This window comes from Streptomyces sp. NPDC048506 (assembly GCF_040651315.1).
GTDB lineage: Bacteria > Actinomycetota > Actinomycetes > Streptomycetales > Streptomycetaceae > Streptomyces.
The window spans coordinates 18,628-39,074 of the sequence record NZ_JBEZIX010000030.1; the positions used below are offsets into that span (position 1 = coordinate 18,628).

Annotated in this window: 18 protein-coding genes and 1 pseudogene; 10 read left to right on the forward strand and 9 right to left on the reverse strand. The window is 71.5% G+C overall.

Annotated elements, in window-relative coordinates:
• Positions 1-169: 169 nt before the first annotated feature.
• Both AB0C96_RS23990 and AB0C96_RS23995 read right to left on the reverse strand, forming a co-directional pair.
• Positions 170-1,084 (reverse strand): sulfite exporter TauE/SafE family protein, encoded by a 915-nt coding sequence (locus AB0C96_RS23990; RefSeq protein ID WP_362919765.1) that lies wholly within the window; start codon positions 1,082-1,084, stop codon positions 170-172.
• A 1-nt stretch (position 1,085) separates the two neighbouring features.
• Positions 1,086-1,886, reverse strand: a complete 801-nt coding sequence (locus tag AB0C96_RS23995; RefSeq protein ID WP_362919766.1) for a GntR family transcriptional regulator — start codon at positions 1,884-1,886, stop codon at positions 1,086-1,088.
• Positions 1,887-2,249: 363 nt separating this feature from the next.
• Between AB0C96_RS23995 and AB0C96_RS24000 the strand changes: the two genes are divergently transcribed.
• The 9 genes from AB0C96_RS24000 (at position 2,250) to AB0C96_RS24040 (ending at position 10,662) form a co-directional block, all read left to right on the forward strand.
• On the forward strand, positions 2,250-3,623 hold the full coding sequence (locus tag AB0C96_RS24000) for a rhodanese-like domain-containing protein (protein ID WP_362919767.1): 1,374 nt from the start codon (positions 2,250-2,252) through the stop codon (positions 3,621-3,623).
• Between the two features lie 384 nt (positions 3,624-4,007).
• A complete protein-coding gene (locus AB0C96_RS24005; RefSeq protein WP_362919768.1) occupies positions 4,008-4,541 on the forward strand; it encodes an AMP-binding protein in 534 nt (177 codons plus the stop codon).
• 195 nt (positions 4,542-4,736) lie between these two features.
• Complete coding sequence (locus tag AB0C96_RS24010) at positions 4,737-5,735, forward strand: MFS transporter (protein WP_362919861.1); 999 nt, start codon at positions 4,737-4,739, stop codon at positions 5,733-5,735.
• 88 nt (positions 5,736-5,823) lie between these two features.
• Positions 5,824-8,109, forward strand: coding sequence for a molybdopterin oxidoreductase family protein (locus AB0C96_RS24015; RefSeq protein ID WP_362919862.1), 2,286 nt, complete (start codon positions 5,824-5,826; stop codon positions 8,107-8,109).
• Between the two features lie 18 nt (positions 8,110-8,127).
• Positions 8,128-8,727, forward strand: a complete 600-nt coding sequence (locus AB0C96_RS24020) for a 4Fe-4S dicluster domain-containing protein (protein ID WP_362919769.1) — start codon at positions 8,128-8,130, stop codon at positions 8,725-8,727.
• Positions 8,724-9,476: a Rieske (2Fe-2S) protein gene (locus tag AB0C96_RS24025; RefSeq protein ID WP_362919770.1), complete on the forward strand. Its 753-nt coding sequence runs from the start codon at positions 8,724-8,726 to the stop codon at positions 9,474-9,476. Before AB0C96_RS24020 ends, AB0C96_RS24025 begins: the two co-directional genes overlap by 4 nt.
• On the forward strand, positions 9,473-9,871 hold the full coding sequence (locus AB0C96_RS24030) for a hypothetical protein (protein WP_362919771.1): 399 nt from the start codon (positions 9,473-9,475) through the stop codon (positions 9,869-9,871). The genes AB0C96_RS24025 and AB0C96_RS24030 overlap by 4 nt, the downstream gene beginning before the upstream one ends.
• Before the next feature lie 26 nt (positions 9,872-9,897).
• Complete coding sequence (locus AB0C96_RS24035) at positions 9,898-10,053, forward strand: hypothetical protein (RefSeq protein ID WP_362919772.1); 156 nt, start codon at positions 9,898-9,900, stop codon at positions 10,051-10,053.
• A 345-nt stretch (positions 10,054-10,398) separates the two neighbouring features.
• Positions 10,399-10,662 carry a hypothetical protein gene (locus AB0C96_RS24040; RefSeq protein WP_362919773.1) on the forward strand — a complete coding sequence of 88 codons (264 nt, stop codon included), beginning with the start codon at positions 10,399-10,401 and terminating at the stop codon, positions 10,660-10,662.
• A 40-nt stretch (positions 10,663-10,702) separates the two neighbouring features.
• Here AB0C96_RS24040 and mscL read toward each other — a convergent pair whose 3' ends face one another.
• The 6 genes and pseudogenes from mscL to AB0C96_RS24070 all read right to left on the reverse strand — a co-directional run bounded on the left by mscL (position 10,703) and on the right by AB0C96_RS24070 (position 16,704).
• Positions 10,703-11,209, reverse strand: a complete 507-nt coding sequence (gene mscL, locus AB0C96_RS24045; RefSeq protein WP_362919774.1) for a large conductance mechanosensitive channel protein MscL — start codon at positions 11,207-11,209, stop codon at positions 10,703-10,705.
• Between the two features lie 372 nt (positions 11,210-11,581).
• Positions 11,582-11,776: pseudogene (locus tag AB0C96_RS24050) on the reverse strand (hypothetical protein); the annotation flags it as partial.
• A gap of 188 nt (positions 11,777-11,964) precedes the next feature.
• Positions 11,965-12,846, reverse strand: coding sequence for an S-methyl-5'-thioadenosine phosphorylase (locus AB0C96_RS24055; protein ID WP_362919775.1), 882 nt, complete (start codon positions 12,844-12,846; stop codon positions 11,965-11,967).
• A 242-nt stretch (positions 12,847-13,088) separates the two neighbouring features.
• The gene (locus tag AB0C96_RS24060; RefSeq protein ID WP_362919776.1) at positions 13,089-13,424 is read right to left on the reverse strand and encodes an FmdB family zinc ribbon protein; all 336 of its coding nucleotides are present in this window, start codon (positions 13,422-13,424) and stop codon (positions 13,089-13,091) included.
• A gap of 148 nt (positions 13,425-13,572) precedes the next feature.
• Positions 13,573-14,862: an MFS transporter gene (locus AB0C96_RS24065; RefSeq protein ID WP_362919777.1), complete on the reverse strand. Its 1,290-nt coding sequence runs from the start codon at positions 14,860-14,862 to the stop codon at positions 13,573-13,575.
• 318 nt (positions 14,863-15,180) lie between these two features.
• Positions 15,181-16,704, reverse strand: coding sequence for a potassium/proton antiporter (locus tag AB0C96_RS24070; protein WP_362919863.1), 1,524 nt, complete (start codon positions 16,702-16,704; stop codon positions 15,181-15,183).
• A 194-nt stretch (positions 16,705-16,898) separates the two neighbouring features.
• On the opposite strand from AB0C96_RS24070, the gene AB0C96_RS24075 reads away from it, so the two are divergent.
• Positions 16,899-19,622 carry a penicillin acylase family protein gene (locus AB0C96_RS24075; RefSeq protein ID WP_362919778.1) on the forward strand — a complete coding sequence of 908 codons (2,724 nt, stop codon included), beginning with the start codon at positions 16,899-16,901 and terminating at the stop codon, positions 19,620-19,622.
• A gap of 168 nt (positions 19,623-19,790) precedes the next feature.
• On the opposite strand, the gene AB0C96_RS24080 is transcribed toward AB0C96_RS24075, so the two are convergent.
• Positions 19,791-20,366, reverse strand: a complete 576-nt coding sequence (locus AB0C96_RS24080) for a 5-formyltetrahydrofolate cyclo-ligase (RefSeq protein WP_362919779.1) — start codon at positions 20,364-20,366, stop codon at positions 19,791-19,793.
• Between the last annotated feature and the right edge of the window lie 81 nt (positions 20,367-20,447).

Sequence of the window (20,447 nt, forward strand, 5' to 3'; positions counted from 1 at the left end):
CGATTCCTCCTGGGGTTCGGTTGCCGGGGCACGGATCGGATTGCGGCTGGGTGGCGCAGCGCGGCGGATGGATGTGCGGCGGGTGGCTACGGGCCGGTGGCTACGGGTCGGTGGCTAGGGGTTGATCCCTACGGGGCTGATGACTAGAGGCTGATGGCTACGGAGCAGGTCAGAGGCGTGGCAGCGCGGTGGCCGCCATGGTGACGGCGAGGACGAGGACGACGGAGGCGAAGGCGGCGGTCAGGGTCTGGGGGCGGAGGCGGGCGGTGAGGCGGTTGCCGAGGTGGCTGCCGAGCGCCGCGCAGGCGGCGAAGCCGGCCAGCAGCGGCCAGTCCAGGGCGCCGGTGCCGGCCCGAGTGGCCAGCGCGGTCAGCGAGTTGACGAGGATGACCAGGAGCGAGGTGCCTATGGCGACCGGCATCTCCAGGCCGAGGACGAGGGTGAGGGCGGGAACCACGACGAACCCGCCGCCGACCCCGAAGAAGCCGGTGAGCAGCCCGACGGCGGAGGCGGTGACGGCCACCCGGGCGGAACGGGCGGGGGAACGCCGGGCGCGGGGCCGGTCCGGTGGCGGCCGCAGGTCGCGCGCCCCGGCCTCGCCCTCGCCCTCGTTTCCCACGGCCCGCTGGCCTTCGCCCTCGCTTCCCGCCGCGCTCCCGCCCTCGCCCTCAGGTCCCGCCGCGCTCCCGCCCTGGGCTCCCGCTGCCCGCCGGTCACGTAACGCGCGTATCAGGAGCAGCGCCGCCACCACGAGCATCAGCCCGGCGAATGCGGCCATCAGGACGTCGGGTGCCACTGCCGCGCTCCACCGGGTGCCGAGGAAGCTGCCGGCGGTGCCCAGTGCGCCGAAGGCCGCGCCGGCCGCCCAGCGGACCCGGCCCGCACGGGCATGGCTGAGCAGGCCGGCGGCCGCGCCGATCGCGACGACGACCAGTGCGCCCGCGGTCGCCTCGTGCGGCGACTGGCCCAGCAGGTAGACCAGCGCGGGCACCGCCAGGACGGAACCGCCGCCGCCGAGCGCACCCAGCAACAGACCGATCAGCAGCCCGCACGGCAGCGCGGCGACGGCTAAGAGGACGGACACGTTACGAGGACGGACACGAGGCGCGCGGCGCGAGGGCGACCGCCGGACTGTCGTCGGACCACTCCGCGACGAACGTGAACCGGTCGCCGCGCACCACCGTCTCCCGCCACTCCACCGGCCGCTCCCCGGCCCGGCCCAGCCGCTCGATGGCGAACGCCGCCTCCCGGTCGGCCAGCCCCAACAGCCACGCCTGCCGGATGTCCGGCAGGAACGGCTGGATCCGCTCGCGCCCGCCGGTGACCTTCACCCCGCAGCGCCGGGCCAGCTCGCCGTAGAGCGAGGTGTGGCCGAAGTCCGTCTCCAGCAGCGGTTCGGCGATCTCGACGGGCAGGTACGCGGTGTCGTGGGCGAGCGCTTCACCGTCCGCGAGCCGCAGCCGCTCCAGGACGACCAGGGGGGCGTCCGGGACCAGTCCCAGGTGCCCCGCGACCGTCGCGTCGGCGGTCCGCTCCAGCCGCAACACCTCGCTGCGCTGCTCCAGGCCCTGGCCCTCCAGCTCGCGGAAGAGGCTGTAGAGCGAGCCGAGCGGCTGCTGTATGCGGCGGGTGTCCAGCCGGCTGGCGCGGCCGCGTTCGGCGATCACCAGGCCGTCGGCGCGCAACTGGCGCAGCGCCTCGCGGACGGTGTGCCGGCTGACTTCGTACTCGCCGGTGAGCCGGTGCTCCGCCGGGAACTCCTCGGTGAAGGCACCGGCTTCCATCCGGCGGCGCAGATCGTTCAGGAGCTGCGCCCACAGCGGGAGCGGCGAGCGCCGGTCGAGGGGGCGCGAGGCGTGCGCGCCGTCCGACGGCTCGGTCGTCATGGTGGGTCCTCCGCGGGTGCCGTCGGCTCTCGGCTCTCAGGTGCCACGCCTGTCTGACGTACGGTCACAAAGGCGTCCTGGGCGGGCCGGCGGGGGCACCCAGCTTGTCGCCCGCCGACCCGGCTCCTTAATGTACGTACATCCGTGCATCCGCACAACGCACACCCCACGCACCACCTCACACGACCGCACGCCACGACCGCTCGACCAACTCGCACACCCGACTCGCAGGCCCAACCCGCGTACCCAACCCGCACAGCCAGCTCGCGGACCCACCCCGCACAGCCAAGACCGCACACCTACGCGCGCACCTACGGGCGGACCCGACCGCCATGTGTGGCGCCCGCCCCCTGGAGGCCGACCGTGCACTTCGCGCAGTACTACCTCGACTGCCTCTCCCAGGCGTCGTATCTGATAGGCGATCCGACCACCGGACGCGCCGTCCTCGTCGACCCGCGCCGTGACGTCGACGACTACCTACAGGACGCGGAGGCCGCGGGACTGCGCATCGAACTCGTCATCGAGACGCACGTTCACGCCGACTTCCTCTCCGGCCACCTGGAAATCGCGCGTGCCACCGGGGCCGCCATCGCCTTCGGGGAGGCGGCCGAAACCGGCTTCCCCATACGGCGGTTACGCGATGGCGAACGCATCTGCCTGGGGGAGGGCGACGACGGCGGGGTCACCCTCACCGTCCTCGCGACCCCCGGGCACACCATGGAATCCATCTGCCTGGTCGTCCATGAACACCCTGACGACGAGGTGCCGTTCGGCGTGCTCACCGGCGACACCCTGTTCGTCGGCGACGTCGGCCGACCCGACCTGCTCTCCGCGGCCGGGCACTCCCCGGAGGAGATGGCCGTGCGCCTGCACCGTTCCCTGCACGGCAAACTCATGGTCCTCCCGGACGCGACCCGGGTCTTCCCCGCACACGGCGCGGGCTCGGCCTGTGGCCGCAGCCTCTCCACCGAGACCAGCTCCACCATCGGCGACCAACGCCGCCTCAACTACGCGCTACAGCCGATGCCGGAGGCCGACTTCGTCCGTCTGGTCACGGCAGGGCAGCCCGCCACCCCCGGCTACTTCGCCCACGACGCGGCCCTCAACCGGGACGGCCACCCCCTCCTGGACGCCACTCCGCCGGCCGCCCTCACCCTGGAGGCGGCGCTCGCGGCGCGTGACCAGCAGGGCGCCGTCCTCCTCGACTGCCGACCACTGGCCGCCTACACCCGTGCGCATCTGGCCGGTTCGCTCCACACCAGCCTGGACACCCGGTTCGCGGAGTACGCCGGCACCGTGGTCGCCCCGGGCACCCCGATCGTGCTGCTCGCCGACCCCGGCACCGAGAGCGAGGCCCGCCTCCGCCTCGGCCGCATCGGTTACGACCACGTCATCGGGCACCTTCCGGACCCGACCGGGGTGCTGGCCGACGCACCCGCGCTGGTGCGTCACAGCCACCGCGTCCGGCCCGACGAACTGCCGGTGGAGGGCGGGCAGTTGATCGACGTGCGCAACCCCGCCGAGTACCAGGCGGGCGCCCTGCCCGGCGCCCGTAACATCCCGCTGGCCACCCTCCCCGACCGCGTCACCGAACTGGACCCGGCCCGCCCGGTCGTCCTGTACTGCCGCAGCGGAAACCGCTCGGTGATCGCGGCGGCACTGCTGGAGGCGCGCGGCTTCGACGACGTGTGCGATGTGGCGGGGGGCTATGACGCGGCGACGGCGGGGGTGGGGTGAACGCTCCCCCGGCCGAGGGGTCCCGCAGCCGGCGAGACCCTTCAGCAGCGTGACGCCTCAGACCCGTGACGCCTCAGCAGCGTGACGCCTCAGACCCGTGATGCCTCAGCCGCGTGGTGATTGGGCCGCGCGGCCACTGGGTCGGACGGCGATTCAACCGCGTGGTGATTCGGCCGCGTGGTGATTCAACCGCGTGGCGATTCGGCCGCGCGGTGATTCGGCCGGCCGAAGAGGGGTGGACCGCACCAGAACGGGGAAGGACGGCAACAAGGGGAAACCCGAACCCGTAGGGGATCCCCCTGGGGCATAGCGCGCCGGCCCGTACAGCGGACGTTCAGCGAACGTTGATCGGTGATCTCCATGCTGATCCGCATGTTGCGCCGTGTGACTTCAGAGCAAATAGATGACGCCCGGGGAGTTCCCGAGTCGGAGGCGTCCCGGATCGCCCTCACTTGGAGCGGAGAGCCAGGACGCCTGGAGGAACTCACCCACGGCATGCTCCTCGACCAGGCCGCACGCGCCGCCGCCGCGCTCTCCCGGCTCGGGGTGCGGGCCGGCGACCGGGTCGCGGTCCACCTCCCGCTGGTGCCGGAATCGGTGATCGCCACGCTCGCCTGCGGCCGGCTGGATGCGATACGCACCACGCTGCCGGTGTCGCTCACGGTGCCCGAACTGGTCACCAGGACCCGCGCGTCCGACGCCAAGGTGCTGATCACCGCGGATGCGGCGTTCTGGGACGGGTCGGTACGGCCGGTGAAGGCGCTGCTCGACCATGCACTGGCGCGGGGCGCGGCCGCGGGGGGCGCGCCGGAGCGGTCGGTGCTGGTGGTGAACCGGTGCTCCCGGCCGGTGTCCTGGAAGCCGGGGCGCGACCTGTGGTGGCACGAGGCCCTGGCCGGCACCGCGGACGGCCGTTGACCCGACGGGGCGGTACGCCCCCGTACGGGAACCCCGGAGCCTCACCCACTAAGGCCACAAAACGGGCTATTCACCTCGTCACCGCCTAGCGTGGGGCCCGTGCGACAGCCCTCGGACCCCCCACCTTTCCCGGACATCGCCCCGGAGGGGACGGCGGTGCCACCCCGGACCCGGCCGCCGGCCGTCCGCGCGACCATGGTCGCCACGGCCGTTGCGCTCCTTCTGGTCCTCGCCATCGTCCTGGGCAGCCGTATGCTGCGGAACTTCGACGCCGCGCTGCTCCCGTACGCCGTGGCCACGGTCTTCCTCGCCTTCGGTGTCGCCTACCGCTACACCGTTTGGGTCAGCGAACCGCCCGCCCGCCGACTGCTCCGACAGGGCCTGCGCGCCCTCTTCTCCGCGGAGAACTTCCGCCGGGCGCCCACCGCGCTGCCCCGGATGGCCGCCACCTACCTCGGTTTCCAGAAGTTCCTCGGTGCCCGCTCGACCGCGCGCTGGGCGGCCCACCAACTCGTCTTCTGGGGCTGTGTGCTCGCCGCGCTGATCACCTTCCCGCTGACCTGGGGATGGTTCACCTTCACCGCGGCAACCGGCTCCGGGCCCGGCTACGAGATGCGGATCTGGGGCTTCGGCGTCCTCGGCTTCAACTCCTCCGACGCCATCGGCTGGGTTGTGTTCCACGGCCTCGACCTCGCCGCCGTCCTCGTCATCGCCGGCGCCGGCTACTTCCTGTGGCGGCGGCTGCGGGACCGTGCGGCCGGCACCGGACAGCGGTTCGCCTACGACTTCCTGCCGCTGCTGGCCCTGATCGTCATCTCCGTCACCGGACTCCTGCTGACCTTCTCGGCGATCTTCCTGCACGGCGGCGGCTACGCCTTCCTCGCCACCCTGCACATGGCGTCCGTCGTCTTCACCCTCGTCTACCTCCCGTTCGGGAAGTTCTTCCACATCGTGCAGCGGCCCGCCGCGGTCGGCATGCAGCTGTTCAAATACACCGCCCGGCAGCACGAGCAGCTCTGCGTCTGCCGCCGCTGCGGCGAACCCGTCGACACCGCCCCGTACGTCGAGAATCTCCGCGGCACCATGCGCGACCTCCGCCTGGACTTCGACGCATGGGCCGAGTACTGCCCCCGCTGCAAACGGGTGCTGCGCGGCGGGGCCTACCTCGCCCAGGTGAAGCGGGGCTTCAAGTGACCGGGCCGCGAACAGGTACGCGTACGCCGCCGGCGGTGGATTCCCCCAGGGGAATGCCCCGCAAGTCCACCGGGGGACACCCGTGACGCTGCCCATCGACCCCACCATCGCCCCGCCCGGCACCCGTACGTCCACCGACGCCGGTGGCATCCCCGCCGACCGGTGGCACGCCGACCAGGCCGGCGAAACCCTCGTGCCCACCCACTGCTGCTTCTGCGGCGTGCAATGCGGTATGTACCTCCGCGTCAACCGGGCCGGAAAGGTCTTCGGTGTCGAACCCCGCAACCACGACATCAACCGCATGCGGCTGTGCCCCAAAGGCATCAACGCCTACCAGCAGGTCAACCACCCCGATCGGCTCACCAGCCCGCTGATCCGGCAGAACCGCGACGAACCCTTCCGGGAGTGCACCTGGGAAGAAGCCCTCGACGTCACCGCCGAAGAAATCCGCCGCATTCAGCGGACGTACGGCCACGACGCCTTCGGCATGCTCGGCGGTGCCTCCCTCTACACCGAGAAGACCTATCTCGTCGGGAAATTCGCCCGGGTCGCCCTGCGGACCAAACACGTCGACTACAACGGGCGGCTGTGCATGGTCAGCGCGGCCGGCGCCAACCAACTGGCCTTCGGCATCGACCGGGCCGGCAATCCCTTCTCCGACATCCTGCTCAGCGACTGCGTACTGATCGCCGGATCGAACGTCGGCGAATGCTTCCCGGTCATGACCCAGTACGTCTGGGGCGCCCGCGACCGCGGTGCCAAACTCATCGTCGTCGACCCCCGCGAAACCCCCGTCGCTCGCACTGCCGACCTGCACGTACCGCTCAAACCCGGGACGGACGCGGCCTTCTTCAACGCCGTATTGCACGCCATTGTCCGTGACGGACTGACGGACGAGAAATACCTCGCCGAACACACCACGGGCTGGCGCGAGGTGAAAGCCGCCGTCGAGCACTGCCCGCCGTCCCGCGCCGCTGACATCTGCGGCGTCGACATCGCACGGATCGAGCAGGTCGCCCACTGGTTCGCCCGGGCCGAACGCGCCATGGCCTGGCACGCGCGCGGTGTGGAACACCACAGCCAAGGCGTCGAAAACTGCCTCTCGATCATCAACCTCTGTGTCGCCACCGGCAACCTCGGTCGCCCCGGTGCCGGTTACGGCACCCTCACCGGCCAGGGAAACGGACAGGGCGGCAGGGAACACGGCCAGAAATCCGACCTGTTGCCCGGCGGCCGCTCCATCACGAACCCCGAGCACCGCCACGAAATCAGCTACCTCTGGGGAATCCCGGAGGACGAACTGCCGGTCGCCGGAACCTCCATGATGGAGATGGTCCATCAAATGCGGCACGGTGAAATCCGCGGACTCATCGGCGTCTGCAACAACCCGTTCGTCTCGCTCCCCCACCACCACGTGGTCAAACAGGGCTATGACGCCCTCGAATTCCACGTCCAGCTCGACTTCTTCCTCTCCGAAACCTGCGCCAACGCCCATGTCGTCCTGCCCGTCACCGTCTGGGCCGAGGACGAGGGCGTCATGGCCAACGCCGAAGCCCGCGTCATCAAACACAACAAGGCCCAGGAGCCGCCGCCCGGTGTCCGCACCGACACCTGGATCCTGTGCGAACTCGCCCGCCGCCTCGACGCCGGCGACAAATTCCGCTTCACCCACTCCCGCGACGTCTTCGAAGAACTCCGCATCGCCTCCGCCGGAACGGTCAACGACTACTACGGCATCACCTACGAACGCCTCGAAGAGACCGGCGGCATCGCCTGGCCCTGCCCCACCCTCGAACACCCCGGCACACCGCGCCTCTTCGAGGACGGCAGGTCCTACCACCCCGACGGGAAGATCCACCTCCAGGCCGTCACATGGCAGCCGCCCGTCGACCCGTACGACGAGGAGTTCCCGCTCTCCCTCACCACCGGCCGTACCGTCGCCCACTACCTCTCCGGCAACCAGACCCGCCGCCTCGGTGCCCTTGTCGAACAGACCCCCCGCCCCTGGGTCGAGGTGCACCCCTCGCACGGATTCCGTAATGGCCAGCCCGTACGGGTCGTCACCCGCCGCGGCAGCGCCGTCTACCCCGCGCTCGTCGTGGAATCGATCCGCCCCGACACCGTCTTCGTCCCGTACCACTGGCCGGCCCCCACCGCCGCCAACATCCTCACCATCGACGCCCTGGACCCCCGCTCGAAGATCCCCGCGTACAAGGTCTGCGCCGCCCGCATCGAGGCCGCGACCGCCGTCGACGAGGTCCCCGCGCCGCCCACCGCGCCCGGCCACGAGGCGTACCCCGCAGCGCAGGTCTCCCGCACCGATCCGCTACCACCCACCGCACCGCAGGGCCGCGGCACCGCGGAGCGGGACTGAGAGGGGCTGACCGCCGCCATGATGGGAAAGACGATCTTCATCGATCCGGGCCGCTGCATCGGCTGCCAGGCCTGTGTCTCGGCCTGCCGGGAATGCGACTCGCACCGCGGCACCTCGCTGATCCACCTCGACTACCCCGACGAGGGCAGCTCCGTCGCCTCCCTGCCCACCGTCTGTATGCACTGCGCCGACCCCCTCGCACCGTGCGCCGAGGTCTGCCCCGCCGACGCGATCCTGGTCACCCCCGACGGCGTGGTGCAGCAGGCCGACACCACCCGCTGCATCGGCTGCGCCAACTGCGTGGGCGCCTGCCCCTTCGGCGTACCGAAGATCGACCTTGCGGCGAAGCTCCAGATGAAGTGCAACCTCTGCTACGACCGCACCGCCCACGGACTCGCCCCCATGTGTGCCACCGTCTGCCCGACCGGGGCCCTCTTCTACGGCACCCTCGAAGACCTCCGCAGCGAGCGGCCCGGTGTGGAGGTCGCCGACTCGTTCTCCTTCGGCGACACGGTGGTGCAGACCGGTGTGGCCATGGTCGTACCTGCCGAGAAGATGCAGTGGCCGGTACCGGGCGGGCTTCCGGTCGTCGAGGTGAACGGGGTCGACGTCCGATGAGCACGGCACAGGGCCCGGGTCCGGACGGCGAGGCCACCTCCCCCGAGGGCCACCCCAGCGGCCACGCCCCCACCGATGACCACCCGCACGGCCACGCTCCCACCGATGACCTCTCCGGCGGCCGTGAGCACGCCCTTGATCACCTCCGTGACCGTCTCAGCGCGGACTCGCTCACCACCCGCCGCGACTACCTGCGCATCGTGGCCACCGTCTCGGGCGGTCTCGCCGTCGGCGGGCTGGCGGTCGCCGGGGGAGTGCTGCCGCGGCACGGCGACGACAGCGGGGACCTCAAACTCGTCGCCGACAGCATCCCGCTCGGCGAATCCGTCGCCTTCCGCTACCCGGGCGAGGAGGACCGCGCGGTCGCCGTCCGCCTCGCCGACGGCTCCCTCGTCGGCTACTCCGCCGTCTGCACCCACCTCGCCTGCGCCGTCCTGTGGCGCAAGGAACGCGGCCAGGAGGGCGAGCTGTACTGCCCCTGTCACGAAGGCGTCTTCGACCCCCGCAGCGGAGACGTCACCGCCGGGCCGCCACCGCGCGGCCTGCCCAAGGTCGTCCTCTTCGAACGCGACGACGGCAGCGTCTGGGCCATCGGCACCGCCCGCTCGGACGAGACCATCGAACAGGGCCTGTGCCGCGAACTCAGCGCATCGCACCCGGACCTGGCCGCCCAACTCGGCTGCCCAGGGACGCGTGGCAAGGGCGCGGAGACGAGCAGGGTCAACGCCCCCACGGGGAGCCGCACATGACCGACTCACCCCCGCCCCCGCCCCCAACCCCACCCCCCACTCCACCCCCACCCCCGCCCTATCGCCCCGGCAGCGCGGACCCCCGGCTCAACCGGCCGGTGCGCGAGCGCTATCCGCAGATCCGGCCGACCAGTGGCTACGGCGACCCGCGGGTGCGCAGCACCGGTCCCGGCCCCGGTGCCGGCGCCGAACAGGACCCGGAGCGCGCGGCGAAACTCACCGGCCGTCTGCTGTTGGCGATGACTGTCGTGATCGGCCAACTGTGGGCGCTGACGCTCGCCGTTGACGCATGGATGCGCGGCGACACCGGCACCGCGTGGTGGTGCGCGGGCCTCCTGGTCCTCTCCTTCCTGGTCGTGCTCACCCTGTGGTCCATCGACCCCAGGGACCGCTAGAACTCCGAACGGAAAGGCGTCGTCCCATGGCTCCCGAAGAACGCGTCCACGCCCGGCACCCCCTGCCCGGCACCGACCGCAACGGCCCCCGCAGGCGCAGCCATGGCTCCCAGAGCCCCCCGACCCGCCCCCACGACAACCAGCGCCCGCACCCCATACCCACCCACGACAAGGGCCGCTAGGGAGCGCCACCAGGGAGCGGTCCACCCCCGGCGCAAGGTGGGCCACGGTACCGACGCACAACGGACCGGCCGCTGCCGGCGAAGCCACTGGTACCGGCGAGACCGCTGGTACGGGGCTGGCACGGGCCGTGTGGTCCGGGTGGGAGGGGGTGACGCGGGCCGTGTAGTTCGGGATGAGAGGGGGCCGACCGCGCGGGCGGTGGTGCGTGATGGTGCGCTGGGTGCCGGGGGAGCGCGGGCCCGAGGCGGTCCGGGGCGGCGTCGGCCGGGATGCTGCCGGCCGAAAGGGGGCTGTGTGTCCCTGCCGGCCGGCTCACCGGTCGGACCCGCCCGTACCCTGGAGGGGTGAGAACCCTCCGCGAACCCGAGCCGGCCTCCGAGCCCCAGGCAGTCTCCCCGGCTGCGGCCGAGGACGACTCCGAGGACGGCCGGGCCGCCGCCCCCGCGCGCCCGGTGTCCGCGTCCGCCGCACGCCTGATCTTCGACGACCCGCTGAGCCAGCAGTCGCCCGACGACACCGACCGCGGCTGGGGCGAGCGGCCGGCCGGCGGTGACAGCGCCGCCGACCTCGCCCGCTTCCTCGACGAAAAGCCGCCCCACCACCTCTGAGCGAGGCGACGGGGCGGCGTGTGCCGGCCGGTGGCGCCTGCTACTCCTGCGTCTTCTGGATGCCGATGGTGCCCAAGGCCGAGGACGGCACGGCGAGCGAGCCGTTGCGCTGGGCGATCAGCGCGTCGCGGATCTCGGTGAGCAGCTCGATCTCGGTCGGGGCCGCGGGTCCGTCGTCGACCGGCTTCTTGGCCTCCTGGCGCTCCTTCCACTTGTTCATCGGAAGGATCATGAGGAAGTAGACGACCGCGGCGGTGATCAGGAACGTCAGGGCGGCGCTGAGCACCGAGCCCCAGAGGATGTAGATGCCGTCGACGAACGCGCCTGTCTTGGGGTCCTTCGAGCAAGTTGTGGTCAAGCAGGACTGGTAGTTGTCCAGGTTCTGCGAGCCGAGGGCGCCGACGATCGGGTTGATGACGCCCTTGACCACGGAGTTCACGATGTTGGTGAACGCCGCACCAACGACGACCGCGACCGCGAGTTCGATGACGTTGCCGCGCATCAGGAATTCCTTGAACCCCTGAAGGACGCCCTTGCTCTGGCTCACCTGACAGCCTCTTTCCACGCTCATGACGGACGGTGCATCGACACTCAGCACCGCAACATACGGCAGGGCGGGGCGGCACTGTCCAGCCGTACGACCCGAACCGGCGATCGGTCGGCGCTTCGGTGCGGATCGTGCGGAGGGAGTGGGTCCGGTACGTCCGGGACGTCGGACGGACGGATGCGGCGGTACCGGTGCGGTGGGCGCGTCCCCGTTGGCGCGCGGCGGGTGCCCCGCCATGCCCAGCAGTGTCGCCCGGCCTATGGGCGGATGCCACTCGATCTTCGGTCACGGCTACCGCCCTCCCGGCGCCGCCGCCGACGGGCAGCCGGCCGTGGGAGCGGGTCGTGCCGCGCCGTACGAGACGCCACCGGCCAGTGCTGCGGCGGTCATCGCGAGTCCGGCGGCGAGCATGCGCCGTCGTGTGAAGCGCTGCCAGCGGCGCCTTCCGCCACCGGCCCGTACCGGAGCAAAGTGGGGCACTTCACATCGCGGGGGAGTAGGGAGGGGCGGGGAGAGGGGGGTGTGGGGAGCGCGAGGGATGTGAGGAGTGCGAGGGGTGTGAAGCATGGGTGGTCACCGCCTTGCCGGGTGCTCGGGAGGAACTGGCGATCACCACCGTGCCGCAGTTCGCTCCCGCCCGCTCCGGGGTGTGGACGGCCCCGCCGTTGTGGACAACTCGGTCACCCGGGAGGGGGCGGTGCCGATGCCTGCCGTCAGACGCCTGCCGTCAGACGCCCGCCGTCGGACGCAGGCCGTCAGGGCAGTTCGATGCCCAGGTCCAGGCCCCCGTGGGCGTCGACGCACAGGCAGTTGCGCTCCGTGGTGTCGGGGAGGGCCGCGACCGCGTCGAAGAGGACCTCGCGCAGTCGGCCGATGTTCTGGGCGAAGACGCCCAGCACCTCCTCGTGGGAGACGCCGTCACCGGTCTCGGTCCCCGCGTCCAGGTCCGTCACCAGGGTCAACGACGTGTAGCACAGGCTCAGTTCGCGGGCCAGGACGGCCTCGGGGTGGCCGGTCATGCCGACCACCGACCAGCCCTGGGCGGCGTGCCAGCGCGACTCGGCGCGGGTCGAGAACCGGGGGCCCTCGATGACGACGAGCGTGCCGCCGTCGACCGGCTCCCAGTCGCGGCCGCGAGCCGCGGCGAGCGCGGCCTGGCGGCCGGCGGGGCAGTACGGGTCGGCGAAGGTGAGGTGGACGACGTTGGGGACGCCGCCGGTCCACCCCGCTCCGCCTCCGCTCGCCGACGGGTCCCCGGATGCGTAGCCGGGCAGCGGTTCGCCGTCGAAGTAGGTCTGTACGCGGGCCTTGGTGCGGTCCACGAGCTGATCGGGGACCAGCAGCGTGCCGGGGCCGTACTCCTGGCGCAGGCCGCCGACCGCGCACGGGCCGAGCACCTGGCGCACGCCGAGGGAGCGCAGCGCCCACAGGTTGGCGCGGTAGTTGATGCGGTGCGGCGGGAGGTGGTGGCCGCGGCCGTGCCGGGGCAGGAAGGCGACCTGGCGGCCGGCGACCTCGCCGAGGAACAGCGAGTCGCTGGGGGCACCGTAGGGGGTGTCCATCGTGATTTCGGTCACATCATCGAGGAAGGAGTAGAACCCCGAGCCGCCGATGACACCTATCTCCGCGTCAGCCATGGCGCTCACAGTAGCGGGCGGCCCGCCCGTTCGACGGCCGGTGACCGGAATGAAAGCTTCTCGTAAGGGCACGTCAGCATGCGCACGTCGGAATGCGCCAGCGACCCTCGGCATGCGTCAGCGGCGCTCGGTACGCGTCGGCGCCCCTCGGCGTCTGCCCGACTGCTCCGGTGTGGACGCGTCGGGCCCCGCCGTCGGTTGACGGCGGGGCCCGGTGAAGCGGTGTGGGCGCGGTGCGCGGCTCAGGCCGCGGAGCTGGCGCTCGTGGTGCTGCTGGAGGACGACGCGGTCGAGGTGGACGACGTGGCGTCGGAGCTGCTCGACGAGGAGCCGGCGGAGTCCGAGGAGGACGTGCTGCTCGACGAGGAGGAGCTCTTCGCGGGGCTGCTGCTGGACGACGCCCCACGGCTGTCGTTGCGGTAGAAGCCGGAGCCCTTGAAGACGATGCCGACCGCGGAGAACACCTTCTTGAGGCGTCCGTTGCAGCTGGGGCACTCCGTCAGCGCGTCGTCGGTGAACTTCTGCACCGCCTCAAGGCCTTCGCCGCACTCGGTGCACTGGTACTGGTAGGTCGGCACTTGACTTCCTCCTGGCACTCTCACTCGATGAGTGCTAACGACGCTCCATCTTGCAGTATTCCCGGCCATCAGTCCACCGTGACGAGCTTTCGGTGACCGACTCCACGTTCGCGGGCCCCGGTCGGAGCCGTTCCGCGGCCCGCGACGGTCAGGTGCGCGCCAGCTCCCGTTCCCGGTCCGCCGCGGCGGGCGCCACGACGGCGCCGGCCTGGGAGGCGACCACGGACGAGGGGCGCGGCACCAGCCGGGCGCGGAGCGTCAGCAGCACCACGAAGGCCAGCGCCGTACCGGCCAGCGGCACCAGGAATCCGGTGCTCGGCCCGAAGCGGTCCGCCAGCTGGCCGGCGGAGGTGGCGGCGGCCGCCTGGCCCAGCGCGACCGCGCCGGTCAGCCAGGTGAAGGCCTCGGTACGGGCGGTGGCCGGCACCAGCGACTCGACCAGCGTGTAGCCGGTGATCAGCGCGGGGGCGATGCACAGGCCGACGAGCAGGCCGACGGCGCCCAGCAGCGGCACCGAGGTGACCACCCACAGCGGGGTGGTGGCCAGCGCCAGCAGCCCGTAGGCGACCAGCAGCCGGCGCCGCGGGCCGACCTTCCAGGCGATCGCGCCGCAGACGATGCCGGCGAGCATGTTGCCGCCCGCGAAGATCCCGTAGAGCACGCCGTTGATGCCGGGCTGCCCGATGTGCTGGGTGAGCGCGGTCAGCGAGACCTGCATACCGCCGAAGACGGCGCCGATCCCGAGGAACGCCGCGATCAGGACGCGTACGCCGGGCACCGACAGCGCCGAGACGCGCGGGGCGGCGTCGGCCCCGGCCCGGTGCACCGGCGGCTGGCTGCGCTTCTGCGCGGCGAACAGCAGCCCGCCGGCCAGCGTCAGCGCCGCCTCGGCGACCAGACCGGCCGCCGGGTGGATGCCGGTGCACAGCGCGGTGGCCAGGACGGGGCCGACGACGAAGGTGAACTCGTCGGTGACCGACTCGAAGGCGGCGGCCGTGGGCATCAGCGGGCTGCCGCCGAGGCGGGCCGCCCAGCGGGCCCGCACCATGGGGCCGACCTGCGGCGTCGAGGCGCCCGTGGGGACCGCCACGGCGATCAGTGCCCACAGGGGGGCGTGTGCCAGGGCGATGGCGATCAGCGCCGAGACGCCGGCGGTGTGCACCAGGACACCGGGGAGCAGCACCGCGCGCTGGCCGAAGCGGTCGGCGAGCTTGCCGCTCTGCGGCGCGAACAGGGCCATCGAGACACCGGTCGTGGCGGACACCGCGCCGGCGGTGCCGTAGGAGCCGGTGGTGGACTGGACGAGCAGCACGATGCCGATGGTCAGCATCGCGAAGGGCTGCCGGGCCAGGAAGCCGGGCAGCAGGAACGTCCATGCACCAGGGGTGCGGAGCAGTCGTCCGTATCCGGGACGGGAGTCCTTGACCGCGGATGCCACGGCCGGGCCTTTCTGCCGCCTGGTAGCGCACCGCCCGCAAGGTCGTCACGGGTGCGCGCCGAGAGCTGTCCTCTCGCGCAGGACCGAGTGATACCGCGTGGTCCGCACCTTGAGAGGTGGCTGCGTGTGGCAGGGGACCGCGGCCGCCGAGCGGTCGCGCCAGCTCTGCGTCAGGCAGAGTTGGTTCGTCATGTTCGCTCTTCATACTACAGGTCGAAGCGCGTGAAGCCCTGGGATTAACCAGGGCTTCACGGAGATTTCCTTGGTATCCGCGGAGATCTACAGCACATTTTTCGGCCGGGGCGCCCCGGGCCGCGGTCAGTGGCCGGGCCGGTGGCCGCGCCGCCCGGGGCCGCCGCCGGCCCCCAGCCAGCCGGCCAGCTTGCCGCCCTGGGAGACCGCCTGGAGCCGTCGCTCGGCCGCGTCGCGCACCGGATCCGTGGCGACCACCAGCAACTCGTCGCCGTGCCGCAGCACCGTCGTGGGCGAGGGTACGAAGCTGGAGCCGTCCCGGACGACGAGGGTGACCGCGGCGCCCTTGGGCATCCGGAGCTCGCCGACCTCGACGCCGTGCATCCGGGAGGCCGGGCCGATGGACGTGGACAGCAGATGGCCGCGCAGCCGCTCCAGGGGCGCCGACTCGATGCCCAGGTCGGCGGACTCCTCGCCGTCGCCCAGCTTGAGGCGGCGGGCCACCCAGGGCAGGGTCGGCCCCTGGACGAAGGTGTAGACGACGACCAGCACGAAGACGATGTTGAAGACCGTCTCGCTGCCGGGGACCTCGTTCACCATCGGGATGGTGGCCAGCACGATCGGCACCGCGCCGCGCAGCCCGGCCCACGACAGCAGGGCCTTCTCCTGCCAGGGCACCCGGAAGGGCAGCAGCGCGACGAACACGGACACCGGGCGGGCCACGATCGTCAGGATCAGGCCGATGACCAGCGCCGGCACCACGTCGTCGAGCAGGTTGTGCGGGGTCACCAGCAGGCCCAGCAGGACGAACATGCCGATCTGCCCGATCCAGCCGAGGCCCTCGGCGAAGCCGCGGGTGGCGGGGGCGTGCGGCAGTTTGGCGTTGCCGAGGATCACTGCGGCCAGGTAGACGGCGAGGAAGCCGGAGCCGTGCGCCAGTGCGCCGGCCGCGTACGCCGAGACGGCGATGGCCATCACGGCGATCGGGTAGAGGCCGGAGGCGGGCAGCGCCACATGCCGCATGCCGTACGCGCCCAGCCAGCCGATGGCCAGGCCGATGGCGGCGCCGATGGCCAGTTCCAGGGTGATCTCGCCGAGCAGGTGGTACCAGGACTCGGCCGGCCCGGCCGTGGAGAAGGCGACGACGAGGATGACCACCGGGGCGTCGTTGAAGCCGGATTCGGCCTCCAGGACACCCGTCAGGCGGGCCGGCAGGCGCACGCTGCGCAGGACGGAGAAGACCGCTGCGGCGTCCGTGGACGAGACCACGGCGCCGATCAGCAACGCCTGGCGCCACTCAAGTCCGGCCAAATAGTGCGCTCCGGCGGCGGTGACCCCCACGCTCACCGCGACGCCGACCGTCGAGAGCGCCGCCGCCCGGGGCAGCGCCGGTTTGATGTCCTTCCACTTGGTGCCCAGGCCGCCTTCCGCGAGGATCACGACCAGCGCGGCGTAGCCGAGGAGTTGGGTCAGCTGGGCGTTGTCGAAGACGACGCCACCGAGGCCGTCCTGCCCTATGGCGATGCCTATCCCCAGGTAGACGAGCAGGCTGGGGAGCCCGCTGCGCGAGGAGAGTCGTACTGCGGCGACCGCGACGAGCAGTACGAGCGAGCAGATCAGCAGGAGTTCATTGAGGTGGTCGACAGTCAGGAGCTGGTCCTTCCTCGCACGGGGCCGGCCGGGGGGCTGGGGGTGGTCGTTCCTTACCGTATCTAGTTACTGAGACTAACAATTTACCATTACTTGAAAGTCGGATGTGCTGGCGGTGACTCCGCGTAGGGGTCCCCGAACCCGTGCGCCTATGGTTGCTCCAGCACTCCCACCCTGCCCCTCGAAGGACAGAGATGCCCGCCAACAAGTCCGGCCCGGTCCCCAGGAAGAAGAAGGGGCGGCGCGGCCGCCTCGTCGCGATCACTGTCGTGCTGCTGCTCGTGGCGGGCATCGGTTTCGGCGCGTTCTGGGGAGTCAGCACCGTCCGCGCCTCCTTCCCGCAGACCACGGGCTCGCTCAAACTCCCGGGCCTGGCCGACCCGGTGGACGTGGTGCGGGATGCCAACGGCATCCCGCAGATCTACGCCGACAGCGACGAGGACCTCTTCCGCGCCCAGGGATACGTCCAGGCCCAGGACCGCTTCTGGGAGATGGACGTCCGGCGCCATATGACCGCCGGCCGGCTCTCGGAGATGTTCGGCAAGAGCCAGGTCAAGACCGACGCCTTCCTGCGCACCCTCGGCTGGCACCACGTGGCGCAGCAGGAGTACGACACCAAGCTGTCGCCCAGTACCAAGAAGTACCTCCAGGCCTACTCCGCCGGCGTCAACGCCTACCTCAGGGACCACGAGGGCTCGGCGCTCTCCCTGGAGTACGCGGCGCTGGACCTGGAGAACGACTACAAGCCGGAGAAGTGGACGCCGGTCGACTCGGTGGCCTGGCTCAAGGCGATGGCCTGGGACCTGCGCGGCAACATGCAGGAGGAGATCGACCGCTCCCTGATGACCAGCCGCTTCACGCCGGAGCAGATCGCCCAGCTCTACCCGGCGTACCCGTACCAGCGGAACCGGCCGATCGTCGACGGCGGCGCGGTCGACCCGGCCACCAAGCAGTTCTCGCCCAAGAGCTCCGCCAACGCGGCACCCGCCGGCGTCGGCGCCGCCGCCACCGGTCTGAAGTCGCAGCTGTCCGCACTGTCCAAGACGCTCGACGAGGTCCCGGCGCTGCTCGGCCCCAACGGCAACGGCATCGGCTCCAACTCCTGGGTCGTCTCCGGCGAGCACACCACCACCCGCAAGCCGCTGCTCGCCAACGACCCGCACCTGGCGCCCCAGATGCCCTCGCTCTGGTACCAGATGGGCCTGCACTGCCGCACCACCGGCCCCAAGTGCAACTACGACGTCTCCGGCTTCACCTTCTCCGGCATGCCGGGTGTGGTCATCGGCCACAACAAGGACATCTCCTGGGGCATGACCAACATGGGTGCGGACGTCACCGACCTGTACCTGGAGAAGATCGACGCCGACGGGTACCTCTACGACAACAAGCAGCGGCCGTTCCTCACGCGCAAGGAGACCATCAAGGTCGCCGGCGGTGAGAGCCGTTCGATCACCGTGCGCGCCACCAACAACGGGCCGATCGTCTCCGACCGCGACAACGAGCTCGGCAACGTCGGCAAGGACGCCCCGGTCGGCAACGCCGCCCCGGACCGCGGCGACGGCTACGCGGTATCGCTGCGCTGGACCGCGCTGGACCCCGGCCGGTCCATGGACGCCGTCTTCGAGCTCGACCGCGCCACGGACTGGAGCAGCTTCCGCAAGGCCGCCGAGCACTTCGAGGTGCCCTCGCAGAACCTGATCTACGCCGACACCAAGGGCCACATCGGCTACCAGGCGCCCGGCAGGATCCCAGTCCGCGGCAAGGGCGACGGCCACTTCGACGGCACCTACCCGGCGCCCGGCTGGGACCCGGACTACCAGTGGAAGGGCTACATCCCGCAGAAGGCCCTGCCCTACGAGTACGACCCCAAGCGCGGCTACATCGTCACCGCCAACCAGGCCGTCGTCGGCGAGAAGTACCCGTACCTGATCACCAAGGACTGGGGCTACGGCTCCCGCAGCCAGCGGATCAACGACCTGATCCAGTCGAAGATCAAGGGCGGCGGCAAGGTCTCGACGGACGACATGCAGACCTTCCAGAAGGACAACAGCAGCGAGATCGCCCGGCTGCTGACGCCCTACCTGACGAAGATCGACATCAAGGACAAGTACGTCCGCGACGCCCAGCAGCTGCTGGAGGGCTGGGACTTCACCCAGGAGCCCGACTCCGCCGCGGCCGCCTACTTCAACGCCGTCTGGCGCAACACCCTCAAGCTGGCCTTCGGCAACAAGATGCCCAAGGAGCTGCGGGTCGAGGGCCAGTGCCTCAACGTCCGGCCGGCCGACGAGACCGGCCCCGCCGACGAGAACGACACCTACGTCCGCGAGTGCGGCGAGCGGGCCGGCGACACCGCCCAGCCCGACGGCGGCGACCGCTGGTACGAGGTCGTCCGGAACATCCTCGACGACCCCAACAACGCCTGGTGGAAGACCGAGGACCGGCCCGGCCGCCCCGGCGACAAGAACCGCGACCAGCTCCTCGCGCACGCCATGACGGACGCCCGCTACGAGCTGACCTCCAAGCTGGGCAAGAACATCGACAACTGGAGCTGGGGCCGGCTGCACCAGCTGTTCCTGAAGAACCAGACCCTGGGCACGGACGGCCCCGGCATCCTTCAGGGCCTGTTCAACCGGGGCCCGTGGAACGTCGGCGGCGGTGAGGCCGCGGTCGACGCCACCGGCTGGAACGCGGCCGGCGGCTACAAGGTCACCTGGGTCCCGTCGATGCGGATGGTCGTCAACCTCGCCGACCTCGACAAGTCCCGCTGGATCAACCTCACCGGCGCCTCCGGGCACGCCTACGACACCCACTACTACGACCAGACCGACAAGTGGGCCAAGGGCGAGCTGCTGCCCTGGGCGTTCAGCGAGGAGGCCGTCAAGAAGAGCGGCAAGGACACGCTGACGCTGTCGCCGTAGGGCCGCCGTGGGGCCGGCTGCCGCAGCGGCCCCACCGCCGACGCCGTCGGGCGGGCCGGAGATCCTCCAGGGGGTCCTCCGGCCCGCCCGACGGCGTTCCGCGGCCGGGAGCCCCGGCAGGCCCGGGAGCCTCGGCAGGCCGCCGCCGGGCCGTCGCTCCGGCGCTCCTCAGCCGGCCGGCCGGTGCCGGAAGCGGTGCACCCCCGACGGGGTCACCGCGGCGTGCACATGCCGGTCGTGCGGCTCGGCCGGCACCTCCTCCAGCAGCTCCTCGTCGTAGAGCAGCACCACCAGCGCCGCCGAGGCGTCGGCCCGCTCCAGCCGCTCCAACACCCGGTCGTAACTGCCGCCACCGCGCCCCAGCCGCAGCCCGCCGCGGTCGACCGCGAGCCCCGGCAGGAGCACCACGTCCGCCTCGGTGACTGCCTTGGGGGCCAGCGGCTCCCCGTCCGGCTCCAGCAGCCCCCAGCCGGCCCGTACGAGCCGCTCGGCGCCCTCGTAGGGCGCCCAGTCCAGATCGTTGTCCGGCATCAGCACGGGCAGCAGCACCCGCACCCCGGCCGCGCGCAGCCGGTCGAGCAGCGCACGAGTGGAGGGTTCACCCCCTATCGACACATATGCGGCAACTGTCGGAGGGGTCTCCGGGGGCGCGCCCGTGGGGGCCAGGTACGGAGCCAACTCCTCCAGCTCCAGCGCCCGTCGGGCCAGCGCCTCGCCCGCCGCCGCGACGACATCCGGCGGCAAGGATCTTCTTACCTCCTGGAGATCCCGCCGCAACCTGCGCTTTCTATCGTGCTCGATGCTCACTGTGTGCCCTTGCTCCCG